This window comes from Nocardia mangyaensis, from assembly GCF_001886715.1.
In the GTDB taxonomy this organism is placed as follows: domain Bacteria; phylum Actinomycetota; class Actinomycetes; order Mycobacteriales; family Mycobacteriaceae; genus Nocardia; species Nocardia mangyaensis.
This window is the reverse complement of record NZ_CP018082.1, coordinates 3,813,259-3,830,579: the sequence shown is the minus strand read 5'-3', so window position 1 is coordinate 3,830,579 and position 17,321 is coordinate 3,813,259. Positions and strand designations below refer to the sequence as shown.

General features: G+C 67.3%; 10 protein-coding genes. All 10 read left to right on the top strand.

Features of this window, described 5'->3' with window-relative positions; all coding sequences use genetic code 11:
• Positions 1-182 precede the first annotated feature (182 nt).
• The 10 genes from BOX37_RS17265 to BOX37_RS17220 all read left to right on the top strand — a co-directional run bounded on the left by BOX37_RS17265 (position 183) and on the right by BOX37_RS17220 (position 17,291).
• Positions 183-4,187 (top strand): non-ribosomal peptide synthetase, encoded by a 4,005-nt coding sequence (locus BOX37_RS17265; RefSeq protein WP_071928560.1) that lies wholly within the window; start codon positions 183-185, stop codon positions 4,185-4,187.
• Positions 4,184-6,016 carry an IucA/IucC family protein gene (locus BOX37_RS17260; RefSeq protein WP_071928559.1) on the top strand — a complete coding sequence of 611 codons (1,833 nt, stop codon included), beginning with the start codon at positions 4,184-4,186 and terminating at the stop codon, positions 6,014-6,016. Before BOX37_RS17265 ends, BOX37_RS17260 begins: the two co-directional genes overlap by 4 nt.
• The gene (locus BOX37_RS17255) at positions 6,013-8,370 is read left to right on the top strand and encodes a penicillin acylase family protein (RefSeq protein ID WP_071928558.1); all 2,358 of its coding nucleotides are present in this window, start codon (positions 6,013-6,015) and stop codon (positions 8,368-8,370) included. Before BOX37_RS17260 ends, BOX37_RS17255 begins: the two co-directional genes overlap by 4 nt.
• Positions 8,367-9,839 (top strand): condensation domain-containing protein, encoded by a 1,473-nt coding sequence (locus tag BOX37_RS17250; RefSeq protein ID WP_071928557.1) that lies wholly within the window; start codon positions 8,367-8,369, stop codon positions 9,837-9,839. The genes BOX37_RS17255 and BOX37_RS17250 overlap by 4 nt, the downstream gene beginning before the upstream one ends.
• 92 nt (positions 9,840-9,931) lie before the next feature.
• On the top strand, positions 9,932-11,473 hold the full coding sequence (locus BOX37_RS17245; RefSeq protein ID WP_071928556.1) for a pyridoxal phosphate-dependent decarboxylase family protein: 1,542 nt from the start codon (positions 9,932-9,934) through the stop codon (positions 11,471-11,473).
• Positions 11,466-12,779, top strand: a complete 1,314-nt coding sequence (locus tag BOX37_RS17240; protein ID WP_071928555.1) for a lysine N(6)-hydroxylase/L-ornithine N(5)-oxygenase family protein — start codon at positions 11,466-11,468, stop codon at positions 12,777-12,779. The genes BOX37_RS17245 and BOX37_RS17240 overlap by 8 nt, the downstream gene beginning before the upstream one ends.
• A 168-nt stretch (positions 12,780-12,947) precedes the next feature.
• Complete coding sequence (locus BOX37_RS17235) at positions 12,948-13,196, top strand: acyl carrier protein (protein WP_071928554.1); 249 nt, start codon at positions 12,948-12,950, stop codon at positions 13,194-13,196.
• Positions 13,193-14,356 (top strand): acyl-CoA dehydrogenase family protein, encoded by a 1,164-nt coding sequence (locus tag BOX37_RS17230; protein WP_071928553.1) that lies wholly within the window; start codon positions 13,193-13,195, stop codon positions 14,354-14,356. The genes BOX37_RS17235 and BOX37_RS17230 overlap by 4 nt, the downstream gene beginning before the upstream one ends.
• Entirely contained in the window at positions 14,353-15,609 is a 1,257-nt protein-coding gene (locus tag BOX37_RS17225; protein ID WP_206045669.1) for a wax ester/triacylglycerol synthase domain-containing protein, read from the top strand. Before BOX37_RS17230 ends, BOX37_RS17225 begins: the two co-directional genes overlap by 4 nt.
• A 44-nt stretch (positions 15,610-15,653) precedes the next feature.
• Positions 15,654-17,291, top strand: a complete 1,638-nt coding sequence (locus BOX37_RS17220) for a long-chain-fatty-acid--CoA ligase (RefSeq protein WP_071928552.1) — start codon at positions 15,654-15,656, stop codon at positions 17,289-17,291.
• Positions 17,292-17,321: the final 30 nt, after the last annotated feature.

Here is a 17,321-nt window from a genome sequence, read left to right as displayed (position 1 = left end):
CCCGCGGTCTGTAATAGTGTAGGCTAAGCTAACTTTTGTCCGCCTTGTGGCTCGGGCCCTCATTGTTGCACTGCGGTGCAGTGGGTTTCACCCAGAGTGCATTCGAACGAAAGATAGGTTAGCCTGTCCTAAATGTTTAGGGTAGGCTGAGCCCGCAAGATTGATCCTCGAGAGGCGTTCCCATGGTGATTGCTCGTCCGGAAGCGAGTGTGGATATCGATATCCGGGCAGAGGTGGCAGCGATCCTGGGTATTTCACCGAGGTCTCTCGCGCTCGATACCGACCTGATCTCACAGGGTTTGGACTCGTTGCGCATGATGCGCCTGGCCGGCCAGTGGCGTAAGCGGGGAAGGGACATCGACTTCGCGCGGCTCGCCACGGCGCCGACGATCGCCGCGTGGTCGCAGCTCCTGCGGTCCGGCGACAGCCCGGAACTGCACGGCCGCACCCACGATGCCGCACCCGAGTTCGATATCGAGCAGCCCTTCCCCTTGGCGCCGATGCAGCACGCCTATTGGATAGGCCGCTCCCACAGCCTCACCTACGGTGGTGTGGCCGCACACCTCTACGTGGAGTTCGACGGCCGCGAGCTCGATCCCGAACAGTTCCGGACGGCCGTGGCAGCTCTGGTAGCGCGGCACCCGATGCTGCGGCTGCGGGTGCTGCCCGACGGCCGGCAGATCATCGGGCAGCAGACGGACGTATTCGAGCTGTCCGACCTGTCGTCGGAAACCCCGCAGGCGGCCATCGAGATCCTGGAACGCCGCCGGAGCGAGGGTACGCACCGCGCGCTGCCGGTCGAGGACGGCGAGATGCTGCGCGTGGAACTGACCCAGCTTCCCGCGGGCGGCTCGCGGGTGCACCTGGATGTGGACATGATTGCCGCCGATGCCATGAGTTATCGGGTGCTCGTCGACGATCTGGCCCGGCTCTACCGGGGCGAGGAGCTGCCGGAGCTGGGCGTGACCTTCCCGGAGCTGTCGGCACAGCGCGCCGGGCGTACCGCCCGCGCCGAGGACATCGCCTGGTGGCAGCACAAGATCGCCGACCTGCCGGGCCCGCCGGAACTCCCGGTGAACCAGGACCGAGCCGACTGGGATGCCGCCACAGTGCGGCTACATCACGTCATCGACGCCGGGGACCGGCGCCGTCTCGAGGAACACGCGCATCGTCGTGGAGTGACACCGGCAGCCGCAGTAGCTGCCGTTTTCGCGGAGGCCGTCGGCGCGTACTCGGGCACCCCGCGTTTCCTGCTCACCGTCCCGCTGTTCGACCGGGACATGGCGCACGCCGATGTCGACAAAGTGGTCGGCGACTTCACTTCCTCGCTCGTGGTCGATGTCGACCTGCGCACGCCCGCGACCCTGGCCGAGCGAGCCGCGCAGCTGCGTGCCGCGATGCACGAGGCCGCTGCGCACGGCAGCTTCGATGGCCTGGAGGTGTTGCGCGAACTCGGTCGCCGGCGCGGCGAACCCGTGGTGTCGCCGGTGGTTTTCACCAGCGCACTGGGACTCGGCGAACTCTTCTCGCAAGCGGTCACCGACGTGCTCGGTGAGCCGTCCTGGATCGTCTCCCAGGGACCGCAAGTACTACTGGATGCCCAGGTCACCGAGGTTTCGGGCGGACTGCTGCTGAACTGGGACGTACGTGCCTCCGATCTCGACCTGCGGACCGCGCAAGCGATGTTCGCTTACTACGTGCGCCTGCTGGACCTGCTGATCGCGGGGGAGTGGGACGGCCCCGCACCCGACCCGGTACCGGACGACGTGCGGGCCCAGCGGCGGGCGACCGAGCGCTCGCTACGCCCGGCCGAGGTCTTCGACGGCACACTGCACGGGCATTTCCTGGCCGTGGCCGACCGCCGTGGGGACGCTCCCGCCGTCATCACCGATGCCCGGACATGGACGCATGTCGAGGCCGCCGATGAGGCGCGGTGCATCGCGGGCGCCCTGCACGCCGCGGGAGTGCGGTCCGGCGACACCGTGATCGTCGACCTGCCCAAGAGCGGTGACCAGATCATCGCCGTGCTCGGTGTGCTGACCGCCGGTGCCACCTACGTGCCAGTGGCGCCCACCCAGCCGCGGGTGCGCAGGGCACGGATCGCCACGGTCGCGACCCCCGCCGCCGTCCTCACCGATCGGCCCGACCGCTGGGCGGAATCGCCGAACCAGGTTCTCGACCTGGCGACGGCGCGTCTCGCCCCGGCTGTCGAACCGGTGCAGGTCTCGCCGGACGCGCTCGCCTACATCCTGTTCACCTCGGGTTCGACAGGACAGCCCAAGGCGGTCGAGGTGCCCCATCGCGCCGCGGTCGCCACCCTCACCGACCTGACCGGGCGATACGGTCTCGGTGCCGAGGACCGCAGTCTTCTGGTCTCGTCGCTGGAGTTCGATCTCTCCGTCTTCGACATCTTCGGGTTGCTCGCCGTGGGCGGCGCTGTGGTGGTCCCCGATGCCGACGGCGACACCAAGGTCGACGATTGGTCCCGGCTGCTGCGCGACGGCGCGGTCACCGTGCTCAACTGTGTGCCCTCGATCCTGGGCATGCTGCTGGACCTCGCGCCGCTGCCGGAGTCGCTGCGGGTGGTGATCATGGGTGGCGACAAGGTCCCCGTCTCCTTGCTCGACCGTGTTGGGCAACAGTTGCCGGGTTGCCGGGTTGCCGGTCTCGGCGGTACCACCGAGACCGCGATCCACTCGACCATCTGTGCGGCCGCCGATGTGCCCGCGGGCGCTGCCTTCGTGCCCTATGGAGTCCCGCTGGACGGTGTGCGGTGCCGGTCGGTCGATCGGACCGGCCGGGACCGGCCCGATCTGGTCCCCGGTGAGCTGTGGATCGGCGGTGCGGGCGTGGCCGATGGATACCGGGGTGACCCGGAGCGCACCGCGGACCGATTCGTGGACTACGACGGCGTCCGCTGGTACCGCACCGGAGATATGGTTCGCTACCTGCCCGGCGGCATCCTCGACTTCCTCGGCCGGGCCGACCAGATGGTCAAGATCCGCGGCTATCGGGTGGAACTCGGCGAGGTCGAGGCCGGCCTGCTCACCCTCGACGCCGTCACCGCCGCAGTGGCCTGGTCCGATGGCAAAGAACTGTGCGCGGCCGTGACCGCGGCAAGGTCGAACGGTACGGCGATCCGCGAAGCGCTCACCGAAGTGTTACCGCCGCATATGATTCCGCGGACCGTCACCGTGCTCGACGAGCTGCCGCTGACCTCGAACGGCAAATACGATCGCCGTGCGATCGGCGCCCTGGTCACGGCCGTCGAACGGGTGGAAACCGTTGCTCCCCGCACTCCGCTGGAGAGCGCGCTGGCCACCGTGCTCGGCGAGCTGCTGAGTACCCGTCCGATCGGGGTCACCGACGATTTCATCGCTCTCGGTGGCGATTCCGTGCTGGCCACCGCATTCGTCGCACAGGTACGCCAGTGGCTGGACGTGCCGCGCCTGACGGTGTCGGACATCTTCCGGCGTCGCACCCTGGCGGCGCTGGCCGAACGCCTGGTCGAACTGGAAGGCGCGCGGACCACACAGGTCGCCGAGATCTTCCTCGAGGTGGCGCAACTGTCCGACGAGCAGGTCAGGGCTGAGGTCGGTGACGGGGCCAGGACCTATCACTTCCAATCCCGCGGAATCGATGTGGACCGCGATCTGAAATCCGTACACCGATGGCTCAACCACCCCAAGTCCCACTACTGGGGCATGCTGAACAGCTCGCTCGGCGATGTGGAGAAGCTGATCCACGATGCCGCCGCCGATCAGGATCCGCGCTTCGGTATGCGCATCGGGTATTTCGAGGGTGAACGCCAGTTCCTCTTCGAGTTGTACAACCCACTGACCAGCGATCTGGCTGCGCCGGGCACGGGTTACGTGTACGAAGCCGGTGATGTCGGCATGCATCTGCTGGTCTCCAGCAGTGAGCGGCGCCTGCCCGGCTTCACCGGTGCGGTCATGTTGCACATCATGCGCACCGCCTTCTTCGAGGTCGGCGCCCGTCGCGTGGTGGTCGAACCCGATGTGCGCAACACCGACGTGCAGCGGCTCAATGCCGCCGTCGGTTTCCGGGTGGCCGGTGACATCCCGGTCTCGGGCAAGACGGCCCGGCTCAGCTACTGCACCCGAGACGATTTCGCCCGGGTGACCGACAACGGCCGCACTGTGGTGGCCGGAGAGGCCGAGTCGTGAGTACCGATGTCCGGGGAGCCGTCGAGGCACCTGTTCCTGCTCGCTCGTACCGGCAGGTGTACAACACCCGGCTCGCCAAGAAGATACTGGCCGAGTTCTGCCATGAACGGTTCGTGCGGCCCACCGAGCTGTCTCCGGGCGAGTATGTGGTCTATTCCGACGGTCGCGAGACCGAATACCGGTTCCGCGCCGAGGTTCTGTCACTCGACAGCTGGTGTATCGACGCGGCGTCGCTGCGCCGGATCCGTCGAGGCGAGGAACTCCGAATCGACTCGATCGACCTCGTCGTCGATCTGAGCGGCAGCCTCGGCATCCCGCTCGAGGCCCTACCGGAATACCTCGAGGAGCTCACCAATACTGCCTCGATCAGTATGAATCGGCCCGACACGCGCCGGATCCCGGCGGCAGATCTGGCGGTCGCGGATTTCCAGACCATCGAGAAGACGATGACCGAGGGCCACCCGTGCCTCGTCGCCAACGCCGGCCGGCTCGGATTCAGTGCCGACGATGTCGAGCGGTTCGCCCCGGAGGCGGGCGGTCGTTTCGCGCTGGCCTGGGTCGCGGTGCTGCGGGCGAACACCGATTTCGCCGCGATGTCGGGTATCGACTACGCCGGCCTGGTGCGCGACGAACTCGGTGCCGACACCCTGGCCCGATTCGATCGCATGCTCATTGGGCAGGGGCTCGACCCGGCGTCCTATTACTACATGCCGGTACATCCGTGGCAGTGGGCGGCGAGAATCGCCCGGATCTACGCGGCCGATATAGCGGAAGGCCGGATTGTGCCGCTGGGTGAGGGACCGGATCGGTACCAGCCGCAGCAGTCCATCCGGACCCTGTTCAATGTGTCGGTTCCGGCGCGCCACTATGTGAAAACGGCTCTGTCCATCGTCAACATGGGCTTCACCCGGGGGATGTCCGCCGACTACATGCGCACCACCCCGCTGATCAACGACTGGGTCCGCGAGCGGCTGCACGGCGACCGGTATCTGGCCTCGATCGGTTTCGAGATGATCTACGAGGTCGCCGCCATCGGCTATCGCAACACCACGCTCACCGCGATCACCCAGCCAGGTTCGGAGTACCGCAAGCTGCTGAGCGCGCTGTGGCGCGAAAGCCCCGTTTCCCGGGTCGCCGAACACGAGCAGCTGACCACCATGGCAGCTCTGCTGCATATCGACCACGACGGTATTCCACTGGTCAAGGTCTTCATTCAGAAATCGGGGATTCCCGCGCAGGAGTGGCTGGCCCGGTATCTGCGGGCCTATCTGCACCCGATCATCTACCTCCTCTATCGCTACGAGTTCAAGTTTTCTCCGCACGGCGAGAACCTGATCCTCGTACTCGACGGCGGGGTACCGGTACGCGCGATCCTCAAGGACATCGGTGAAGAGATCTGCATATTCGGTGCTCCCGACGATGTTCCGGAGGACTGCCGTCGTGCGGTAGCCGAGGAAGCCGACGAGATCCGCAATCTGGGTGTGCTCTCGGATGTCTTCGACGATTTCCTGCGCCACCTCGCGCTGCTGCTGCACGAGAGCGGGCTGATCACCGACAGCGACTTCTGGGCCACCGTCGCGCACAGCGTCACCGAATTCCAGGACCGGCATCCGGATCTGGCCGACCGCTTCGAGAAATGGGATCTGTTCGCGCCCACCTTCCCGGCCATTCATCTGAATCGCCTGCAGCTGTCCAACAACCGGCGCATGGTGAACCTCGGCGACTCGTATTCGACACTGGTGGACACCGAGCACGCGCTGGTGAACCCCATTGCCCGGCACCGCTCCACGACCGTGGCGGCCTCCGGTGAGGGGGTGCACGCCGCGTGAGCACCGCAGACAACGGCAGACCCCCTCTGGAGATCATCCGGGACCCGCGGGGCATCCCGCACATCACCGGGGACTCGGCCGAGGCCGCACTGTTCGGCCAGGGATACGCGTGCGGGATCGACCGCGCCTGGCAGCTCGAATTCCTGCGGCTGCGTGCCGAAGGACGCACCGCGGAGGTTTTCGGGGCGGACACCATCGAATGGGACGCCTTTGCCCGTCGCTCCGGAATGGATCGCGCCGCGCGCAGGATCTACCAGAACTCCTCGGCGCGCTCCCGCTCCCTGCTCGCGGCCTACACCGAGGGCGTCAACAGCACTCTCGATGCGGCCGATACCCCGGAGCTGACCGAGCTCGCGCACCGGCCTGCACCCTGGCAGCCGTGGACACCGGTCGCGGTATTCCTCATGCACCACATCCTGTTCGGCCGTTTTCTCACCAAGCTGTGGCGACTGCATGCGGTGCGCGCGCTCGGCCGCGACGCGTTGACATTGTTCGATTGCGAGGGTGTCGATCCGGCGGGAGACACGGTGCCCGAGTATCCGGACGACGCGTTCCTCACCGAACTGCTGGCGAATTTCCCCGCCGGGCCCGAGCGGAGCGCCTCGGCGACACGGTCGTTCGGTGACGCCTTGTCCGGTAGCAATGCCTGGGGCGTCGCCGGTACCCGCACCGCGAGCGGTGCACCGTTGATCGCGGGCGACCCGCACCGGTTCCTGGAGCTACCGGGCATCTACCAGCAGGTCCATCTGGCGGCACCGGAATTCGACCTTGTCGGCTTCGCCTTCGCCGGGGTACCCGGCACGCCGCATTTCGCCCACGCGGGCACCGTGGCCTGGGGCATCACCAATGGGATGGCCGACTACCAGGATCTGTATCTCGAACGTCTCACCCGGGCCGGAGCCGACGTGCTCGCGGACACCGCCACCGGCCGACGTCCGGCCGAGACCAGAACCGAGCGGATTCTCGTGCGCGATGGCGACCCGGTCGAGATCGAGATCATCACCACGGGCAACGGCGCTGTCGTATTCGGCGGTCCGGACGCCTCCTTCGCGGTGAGCCTGCGCACGCCCATGCTCACCGATCCCGAGACAACGTTCGACGCCGCACTGGATGTGCTGTTCGCCCAGAACACCGCCGACGTGGAACGAGCCCTGACCCAGTGGGTCGAGCCCGTCAACCGGATCGTCATCGCCGACGCCGCCGGGCGGCTCATCCACCACGTCACCGGAAAGTTCCCGCGGCGAGCCCCGGAGAACTACTGGCTGCCGGTGCCCGGCTGGGACGAGCGATATCAGTGGCGTGGCTACGTCACCGAATCGGTACGCGACAAGCAATTCGACGCCATGGTGACCGGCTATTCGGTGATCGCCAACCAGCGCATCCCGGAGACGATTCCGCTGCAGCCGACCACCACCGAGACCGTGCCACCCCATCGAGCCGACCGTATCGATGCTCTCCTCGCGAACGGACCGGCCATGACGGTGGCCGATTGCGCCCGCGTCCATGGCGATGTGCACAACAGCGCAGCCGATGCATTGTTGCGCCTGCTGCCGCATCTGACCGGGCTGGGTGCGGGCGCCGACCGGCTCTGTGGCCGGCTGCTGGAATGGGACCGCCGGATGCACGCCGCCAGTACCGATGCGTATCTGTTCGCCGAAGTGCGAGCTCATCTGGTCCGGGCGATCGCGGCCGACCCCGCGCTGTCCGGGCTCGCCGCACCACACGGCTTCGGTGCTACCTTCACCCCGTGGTTCGTGGCCCAGACCCGGATCGCGGCCGCACTGGAATCGGTGGTCGCCGGTGCCGCGGCGCTGGGCGTGGACATCTCCCGGCTGGTCACCGGCGCACTCGAAACGGTCGCGGAAAACGCCGACGCCCAAGCGGAGCTTCCGACGTGGGGCAGTGTGCATGTACTCGCTCCGATCCACGGGTGGGACCTCGTCGGTGCGACACCGAAGCACCCCGAGGTCGCGCGGCAGCTCCGCCCACAGCCGCAACCGCTGGGCGGGGATGCCGAGTGTGTCATGGCCAATGGCAGTGCGGTGGGCTTCTCGCATGCCTGCGGTGTCGGATCGGCCGCTCGCTATGTGTGGGACCTGGCCGACCGTGACGCGAGCCGATGGATCGTGCCGCTGGGCGTGAGCGGTGATCCACGTTCCCCCTGGTTCGAGGATCAGGCGCCGCTCTGGGCACGGGGTGAGCTGATCGACATCGTCAGCGACTGGACGACACTGCGCGACACCGCGGTGCGGCGCGACGAATTCACCCGGATCGCCGGGACGTTGCGGCTCGAACACGCAGCGACCGCAGCAGCTGAGCAGTCCCCGATCGGCCCGAAGCAGGAAGTAAAATGACGACCTTACTGACCGACGAGCGACTGGAAGTCCTGCGGCGGCGCCTGGCTGCCGCGGGAGCCGGCGCCCGCCCGGCGGCGAGCCCCGCGACCGCCGAGACGGCTTCCACCGGCGGTCTCGCCGTCGCCGAACGCCGTATGTGGAAGATCTACCAGCTCGACCCGGACTCGATATCCCACAATATCGGCCTGATCCTGGACTTCACCGGCTCCCATACGATCGGCTCGGTGATCGCCGCGTTCGAGCTCATGGTGGGCCACGCGGCGGTGCTCCGCTCGGTGATCGTCGCCGGGGCGACGGGCGATCCGCGCCGCAAGGCCGTCGAGCACAGCGGCCGCTGGGTCGAGCCCGGCGCCGTCTGGGAGTGGGGCACACTGCCGCCGCACGCCGCACTGACCGCTACCGGTGCACCGATCGGCCGCGAGCAGATCCGGGCGGCTGCCGAGGCATTGGCTCAGGCCCCGTTCGATCTCACCCGGGAGCCGCCGTTGCGGGCGCGGATCTTCGCGGACGCCGACGGCGCGGTCACGGCGGCGCTGGTCGTCCATCACCTGGCCGTGGACGACACCTCCTGGCCATTGCTGCTGGGTACGCTGGTCTCCGGTTCCTGGCCCGCCGTCGCCGGCCGTCCGGCCCGCCCTACGAAGGTCGCGAGTCCCGACGAGATCGACCGGGTACTGCGGCACGCCCAGGACACCTGGGCGGCCGCGGACGTCCGGTACCCGTTGTCGGGTGAGTTGCCCAGTGACAGCGCCGAGCAGAGCTGGCTCGCTCCGCTCGCCGATGCCGTCGGTCTCCGCCTCGAAACACCGATCGAGTCCGCGGGCATCGAGGCGTTGGACGGGGTCGCCCGCGAAGTCGGCGCCACCCTCAACGCACTTCTCATCGGAGTGTGCGCGGTGAGCGTGTACACCCTCACCGGCGCCGCCGACCATGTCCTGCTGGTGCCCGCCGACAACCGTGATCCCGATGACGGCCCCGACCGGGTCGGCTACAGCGGCAACATCGTCCCGATGCGCTTCCGCTTCGATCCGGCGGCGAGCGTGCGTGATGCACTGCGCGCGGCGGTGTCGGTGGTGTACCGGGCGATGGAGTTCGCCACTGTCGACTACGGCACCGTGCTCACCGCGTTGCGCACCGCGGGCGGGCGCTTCCCCGTCGCCGAGATCATGGCGTCCGTGCGCAATGCGCCACTACGCGGCATCCCGGTGCCGGACCAGGGCCCGGTGAACTACGAGTCCGTATTCCACGGCGTCGGCAACTACCCCCTGACGCTGGCCTTCGAACGCGGCGCGGACGAAGGCGTCCACCTGGAGGTCGATTACCAGCCGAACGCGGTCGGCGCCGAGTTCGCCCGCGGTGCGGGCGTTGTGGTCTCCGCAGTCGTCACAACCATTCCACGTGCGTTGGACCGGCCCCTGAACGAACTCGTTCGGACCGTCCGGGAATCCACCGCCGCAACCACCTAGATCACGCAGTCGAAGACTGCTTCGCGCGCCGCGGTGGGGACGGTCGGAAGACGAACGCAGTCGCTATCCATATTCGAGTCGATGGGCTACCCGTGTCAGAGAAAATCGCATTCCCACGAAGGCAGAGATCCAAGTTCGCCAACCCGGGAGACGGGTGGACGGCCATCGGCCACGGCCTCGCGCAGTTGGCCGGTCCGGTCGAATCCCGGCATCACGGCGCACCGCTGCCCTGGGGAAACCCGGCCGAAGTGCTCGAGGCCGTGGCCGAGCAACTGGGCCCGGAGCAGGTTCCCGACCACGGGGCCGGAGAGGACGCGGCGCTGAACCGGGTGGCCGAACTGATCGCCGCCTACGGCCTGGACCTCACCCACCGGCATGCGACGGCGCACCTGCAGCCACCCTCGCTGCGGGTGGCGGTGATCGCCGATGCGCTGGCCAGCGCCACCAACGCATCGCTGGATACCTATGATTCGGGGCCGGCGACACTGGCCATCGAGAACTGGACCATCAGCGCATTGGCCAAGCTGGCCGGTTTCACCGAAAGGTCCGGTGGCGTCTTCGGCCCGGGCGGCTCCTACTCGAATCTGCTCGCGCTGCTGATCGCTCGTGACCACTGCGCCGCCCGGCTCGGCATCGATACCCGCAGCAACGGCGTGAGCGGTCTGCCCCGCCCGGTGGTGCTGTGTTCGCAGATCGCGCATTTCTCCGTCCACCGCGCGTGCGCGGCACTCGGTCTCGGAGAAAGCGCGGCGATCGGAGTTCCGGTCGATTCCGCGCACCGGATGATCCCGGAGGCACTCGACGAGCTGCTCACCGGACTCGCCGACAGCCACACCCCGGTCGCGATCGTGGCCACGGCAGGCACCACCGATTTCGGTTCCGTCGATCCGTTGCCCGAGATCGCCGACATCGCGGCGCGCCACGATGTCTGGATGCACGTCGATGCCGCATACGGCTTCGGCACACTGTTCTCCGACAAGCTGGCCGGTCTGCTCACCGGCCTCGAACGGGCGGATTCGGTGACACTGGACCTGCACAAGGTCGGCTGGCAGCCGGCCGCCGCCAGTGTGCTGCTGCTCGCCGATCAGCACCGATTCTCCTCGCTGAACCGGTCGGTGGCCTACCTCAACCCGGACGACGATGTCGAGGCCGGCTTCGGTGGCCTGCTCGGCCAGACCTTGCAGACCACTCGTCGCCCTGATGTGCTGAAGGTGCTTGCCACCTTTCTCGCCTACGGCCGCACCGGGTTGGGGGAGATGCTCGACACCTGCCACGATCTCGCCCGTCATGCCGAGCGCCGTATCGCGAACGAGCCGCAGCTCGAGCTCGTCGCACCGGTCACCATGACCACGGTCGTGTTCCGCTACCGCTGCGAGGATCTGGACCACGATCAGGTGAACGGGGAACTGCGCCGTCGCCTGATCAGCTCCGGTAAGGCGCTCATCGGGCGTACCCAGGTGCGCTTCCACGGTGCGGGCGAGCCCCGTACCTGCGTGAAGCTGACCCTGCTCAACCCGGAGACCACCGAGCAGGACATCGATGCCCTGTTCGATGAGTTGTTGCGTGTCGGGCTGGAAGTGGAATCCGAAGGTCTGCGTAGCAGCCACGGCGAGATGGTGAAGATCCATGAGTGACATCCGCAAAGTCGACGTTCTGGGAGTCGGCTGCGGGCCGTTCAACCTGTCGTTGGCGGCCATGGCCTCGACGGTCGACGGCCTCGACATCCTCGTGGTGGACTCCGCCGAGGAATTCCGCTGGCATCCCGGCCTCCTGTTCGACGAGGCGAAACTACAGGTCAGCTTCCTGTCCGATCTGGTCTCGCTGGTCGACCCGACGCACCCGCTGTCGTTTTTGGCCTATCTGGCCGACGTCGACCGGTTGTACCCGTTCCTGGTGCGTGAGGACTGGTTCCCGACCCGGCGCGAGTACGAGGCGTACCTGCTGTGGGCCGCCGGGAAGCTGGACTCACTGCGGTTCGGCACCACCGTCGACGCGGTGCGCTGGGATGGCGAACGCGGGCACTTCGAGGTGTCGATGTCAGGTTTCGGCACCACCTCGACGCTGTACGCGCAGCATGTGGTGGTCGGTGTGGGTACCGAACCGTCCATTCCGCAGGCGCTGTCGACCGGCTCCTCCGCACTGGTACACAGCGCGCACTACCTGTACCACCGCGATACCGCTCATCGCGCGGAGGCCGTCACCGTGATCGGCTCCGGTCAGTCCGGCGCCGAAATCGTCGTCGACCTGCTCGAAGAGAATCTGCGCGGCGGTCCGGCTGTGCGCTGGTGGACCCGGACCCCGTGGTTCGCGCCACTGGATTTCACCAAGCTGTCCTTGGAGATGACCACACCGGCGTACATGGACTACTTCCACAGTCTTCCCGAGGCCACCCGGGATCGAGTGCGGGCCGGGCACTGGCAGTTCCACAAGGGCATCTCCACCGACACCTTGGAACGCCTGCACGATCTGCTCTACCGACGTCAGTTGCTGGAGAAACCGCAGCCGGTTGAGCTGCGCAACGGTGTCGCGGTCGAGGGGCTCGATACGCTGCCCGACGGCCGCCTCCAGGTCCGGGGTGAGCACCGAGACACCGGAAAGAAGATCGCGCACACCACCGATCTGGTTATCGCGGCCACCGGTTACCGGCACCGCAGGACCGACTTCCTCGAACCCCTGGAAGAGCACCTGCGGCGTGATTCACGCGGCCGTCTGGTGATCGAGAACAACCATTCGGTGCACGCCGACGACGCGCTGCGGGGCCGGCTGTTCGTGGCCAATGCCGAGGAACACAGCCACGGTGTGTCCGCGCCGGACCTGGACATCGGTGCTGTGCGCAATGCCAAGATCCTCAACGCCGTGAGCGGTCGCGAGGTCTATCGCATTCCGCGGAATACCGCGTTCACCAGCTTCGGGGTCAGCGGCGAGGAGGCCGTCGAATAGGGGGACGGCACCCTTTGTCAGCTATGCCTCGCACTGTGCGTCCGGGGGTCGTGCACGGCCGCCGTGCCGGTTCGCCGGACGCGCATCACCAGTGGTGTCCCTCCGGTCCGACCGGAGGAAACGTCGGCCCCGGGCCGGCGGAACCGAACATTGAATGAGGAGTTCTAGATGTCCGACCGAATTCGCGACGTGCTGCACAACATTCTGGAAGAAGATCTCGACCTGTCGCTCACCGACATCGACCGGGAATCGCTGCTGGTCGAGGACCTCGGCATCGACTCGGTCGCCTTCGCCATCGGCGTCGTCGCCATCGAAGAGCGCCTGGGCGTCAAGCTCACCGAGCGGGAGATGGCCGAGGCCGCCTCGGTCGGTGATCTGGAGGACCTGATCCGCGCCAAATCCGGCGCAACCGCATGACAGTCGCCGCGCCCGCCGGCTCGTATTCCGATCTGCTCGCCCGGGCCTTCGACGACCGGGTGGTCCGGTGGACCGAACAGGCCGAACAGGACAACACGTTCCCACGGGTCCTGCTCGAACATCTCGGGGCCCAGGGTGTGTTCGCCCGGAAATGGAACGACCGCAAGGTCACCGACCTCGGTGAGCATTTCGCGCTGGCCCGCGAATTGGGCGCGCTCGGTTCGGCGGCCATCGGCGTCGGGGTCAGCCTGCACGATTCGGCGATCGCCGTGCTGCGCCGATTCGGGCGCACCGATTTCCTGCGGCAACTCGCCGAGGAGGCGATCGCGGTCGAGAAAGTGCTGTGCATCGGGGCGTCGGAGGAATCCGGCGGCTCGGACCTGCAGAACGCCCGGACCCGGATCGAGCCGGAAAGCGGCGGCTATCGGGTTGTCGGGCACAAGAAGTTCGTTTCGCTCTCGCCGATCGCCGACTACATCGTCGTCGTCGGGCGCAGCCTCGGCGACGAACCGGCGACCGAATCGGGCAATGTCGCGCTGGCCGTGGTGCCGGTATCACAGGTGCAGGTCGGCAAGCCCTACCGCAAGCTCGGCGCCGGTCCGCTGGATACCGCCGCGGTGAGCATCGACACCTGGATCCCGGAGGACGCGCTCATCGCGCGTCCCGGCACCGGTCTGGCGGTGATCAGCTGGGGGCTGGCACACGAACGCTACTCGGTGGCCGGCCAGATCGCCGCGTCCTGCGAGCGCATGCTCGGCGTGACGCTGGCCCGGATGTACGACCGCGTCCAGTTCGGCCAGCGGCTCTACGACCATCAGGCGCTGCGGTTACGCGTCGCCGACCTGCAATCGCGGGTCGATACCCTGCGCCACGCCTTGGCCGGCGTCGCAGCCGAGGGGCGTGTCAATCTGCGTACCGCCGCCTCGCTCAAAGTCACCGCGGCCAATCTCGGCGAAGAAGTGGCCTCGGAGTGCCTGCACATCTGGGGCGGAATCGGCTACCTCGACACCGGGCTTCCACTGAATCGCTGGTTCCGGGACATGAAACTGGCGCGCGTCGGCGGCGGCACCGACGAGGTGCTGTGGGAGTTGGTCGCTGCGGCCATGAAGCCCGACACGGACGGCTACCAGGCTCTACTCGCGAAAGTGGACACGCAATGACAGACACCTCGGTGATGAAGCTGACCCCTTCCGATCACACCTACCTGCACCTGGACACCGCGAGCAGTCCGATGCACTGGTCGATGCTGCTCGAACTGTCCGCCGACGGCACTCACCTGAAAATGGGCGATGTGCGCGAACGGGTGCGTGAGCGCAGTGGACTGTTCGAACTGTTCCGGCTGGGCATCGAGCACGGGCGCTGGCGCCGACCGCGCGAAGTGGTGGCCGAGACGGTCGATGTGGACAGCCATCTGGCCGCCGCCGAATACACTGACGCGGCGGAGTTGAGCACGCAGGTCACCGCGCTGCTCGAAACACCGCTGCCCAGGCCGCAACCGATGTGGCATATCACGCTGTTCACCCCGGCCGGTGACGGCTCCCAATACTTCCTGCTACGAGTGCATCACGCGGTGTCCGACGGCATCGCCGGCGCCGCGTTCGCCGCACTGCTGGCCGACGGTACGGCCGAGGAACTCGCCGAGTTCGAGCGATTCGCGACCAGCCCCCGGTTCCGCACGCCCGACATCGAGCCGGGGGTCCTGAAGGAAGCGAAGGCTGCCTTCGCCGAACAGCACGCGGCCGGAAAGACCGGCCGTAGCTGGCCGAAACTCACCACATCGGGCCGGCGCGAATACGCCTTGTACAGTGCGTCCACCCGAGATCTGCGCCGCGCCGCCAAGGCGCACGACGCCTCGGTGCACGAGTTCCTGCTCGCCGCCGTCGGCCGCGCGATCAGCCTTGCCCCGCCCGGTGCGGTGCCCGCCGAAGTCGTGCGGGTGACCCTGCCGGTGACCAACGACCCGGATTTCCGGCACACCGGCAACGCCGTGATCGTCACGCCGTTCAATCTGGCCGGCAACGTTCCCGATCTCGATCGGCAGATTCAGCGATGCAAATCGGAACTGGCCGGCATCGAGAAGCGCCGCCCCGAACTGACTTCCGCGGCGCCGGCGACCGAACCCGGGCTGCCGTGGGCGCTGCGGCGCGTGATCGGTAGCGCGGCCATGAAGCACATGAGTCCCGATATCCATATCGGCATCAACCCCGGATTCTCCAGGCTACGTTCCGTACTCGGGAAACCGATCACCGAACTGAGCGCGCTGTCGCCGCTGGCCGGTTACTCGTTCTCGGTGACGTCGCTGATTCTGGGCAAGCGGACATCGTTCGGCATCGTGATGGACCCCGCGGCCCTGCCGCCGGGGTACGCCGACACCTTCGTCGAGTACTTCGACCAGGTACTCGGCGAGGCGTAGTGCGCCACGGCCGGAAGTACCCGGCAGGCAGAAATGGAATTCCAATGAGCAGAATCACCCAGTTGCTTTTCGACGAACCAGTTTCCGAGGTCAACGGCTTGTGGAGCGGACCCGACGCATCGGAGCTGACCTTCCGGTCCTGGGATCAGTTGCGGGCCACGGCCCGCCGGGTCGCCGCCGGATTGGCCGAGGCGGGGGTGCAACCCGGTGACTCCGTCGCGATCCTCGCGGGCCCGGCGGACGAGGTCACCGTGGCCGTCCAGGCGATCTGGATGCGTGGCGCGGTGTTCACCATGCTGCACCAGCCCACCCCGCGCATGAATCTCGAGACCTGGCTGACGGATACGCGTTCGGTGATCGAGATGCTGGGCGCCCGGGTGGTGGTGCTGAGTGAGCCGTTCACCGAGGCCGTGCGAGATCTCGATCTCGGTGCGCCGAGTGTTGTCATCGATGAGCTGGCCGAGCGGACCGACACGATCGAGCCTGTGCCGACCGCCGAGGACGATACCGCCATCCTGCAGCTGACCTCCGGCACCACCGGTGTGCCGAAGGCGGTGGCGATCTCCTACCGGAATCTGCATCAGAATCAGGCTGCCATGGTGGACCGGACAGGCTTCACCGCCGACTGGGTGGGCGTCAGCTGGTTGCCGCTCTACCACGATATGGGCATGATCGGTTTGCTCCTCGCCCCGCTGTTCGCGCAAGCGACAACGGTGGTCGTTCCGCCGCTCGCGTTCCTGAAGAATCCACTGTGCTGGGCGGAGCTGATCGGCCGATTCGATGGAAACTACACGGCGGCGCCCAATTTCGCCTATTCGCTGATCGCCCGGCGGCTGCGCCGGGCGCCCGAGGGCGCCTATGACCTGTCGTCCCTACGGGTCGCGATCAACGGCGCGGAGATCGTCGACGAAGCGACCCTGCTGGAATTCCTGGATGCGGCAGCACGGTTCGGGTTCCGTCCGGAGGCTCTGATGCCGGCCTACGGTATGGCCGAGACGACCCTTGCCACATCGTTCACCGATGCCGGCGCACGCTATTCGGTGGATGTCATCGATGCCGGACGGTCCGAAGGCGAGGGCGTGGTCGAGCGTGACTCGGTCGGCGCATCGCGAACGCTGATGCGGTTGGGAACACCTGTCACCGGGATCGAATTGAAGGTGGTCGATGGAGCCGGGACGGCGCTTCCGGCCGACCGGATCGGCGAGATCCTGGTCCGCGGAGACGCGGTGACCCGGCGGTATCTCCTGCCCGATGGTTACGTGTCGGCCGTGGATGCCGACGGCTGGCTGGCCACCGGCGACCTGGGGTACGTCACCGCTACCGGTGAGACCGTGGTGACCGGACGGCAGAAGGACATCATCATTGTCTCCGGCCGCAATATCGCGCCCACCACGGTGGAGCGTGCGGCGGCCGGAGTCGACGGTGTGCGCGCCGGCAGCGTGGCGGCATTGGCCGTGCGCCTGCCCGGGATGGCGCGCGAGGGCATCGCCGTGATCGCCGAATCCGATCTCGCCGAGGACGCCGAGCAGAGTGAGCGGATCCGGAGGGAAGTGGCGCGGGCGGTCTACGACGATATCGGCATCGCCCCGGCAGTCGTCACGATCGTGCACAAGGGCGCACTGCCCAAGACCCCGTCGGGCAAGCTGCGTCGTTCGTCGGCCGCGAGCCTTATTCCGGTCTGAGCCACCAGTGGCAAGTTAGGTTTGACTTGC

Bases quoted from the DNA above. Each gene is read 5' to 3' on its own strand.
- BOX37_RS17265 (WP_071928560.1), top strand. From the start codon at position 183: ATGGTGATTGCTCGTCCGGAAGCGAGTGTGGATATCGATATCCGGGCA.
- BOX37_RS17250 (WP_071928557.1), top strand. From the start codon at position 8,367: ATGACGACCTTACTGACCGACGAGCGACTGGAAGTCCTGCGGCGGCGC.
- BOX37_RS17240 (WP_071928555.1), top strand. From the start codon at position 11,466: ATGAGTGACATCCGCAAAGTCGACGTTCTGGGAGTCGGCTGCGGGCCG.
- BOX37_RS17235 (WP_071928554.1), top strand. From the start codon at position 12,948: ATGTCCGACCGAATTCGCGACGTGCTGCACAACATTCTGGAAGAAGAT.
- BOX37_RS17230 (WP_071928553.1), top strand. From the start codon at position 13,193: ATGACAGTCGCCGCGCCCGCCGGCTCGTATTCCGATCTGCTCGCCCGG.
- BOX37_RS17225 (WP_206045669.1), top strand. From the start codon at position 14,353: ATGACAGACACCTCGGTGATGAAGCTGACCCCTTCCGATCACACCTAC.
- BOX37_RS17220 (WP_071928552.1), top strand. From the start codon at position 15,654: ATGAGCAGAATCACCCAGTTGCTTTTCGACGAACCAGTTTCCGAGGTC.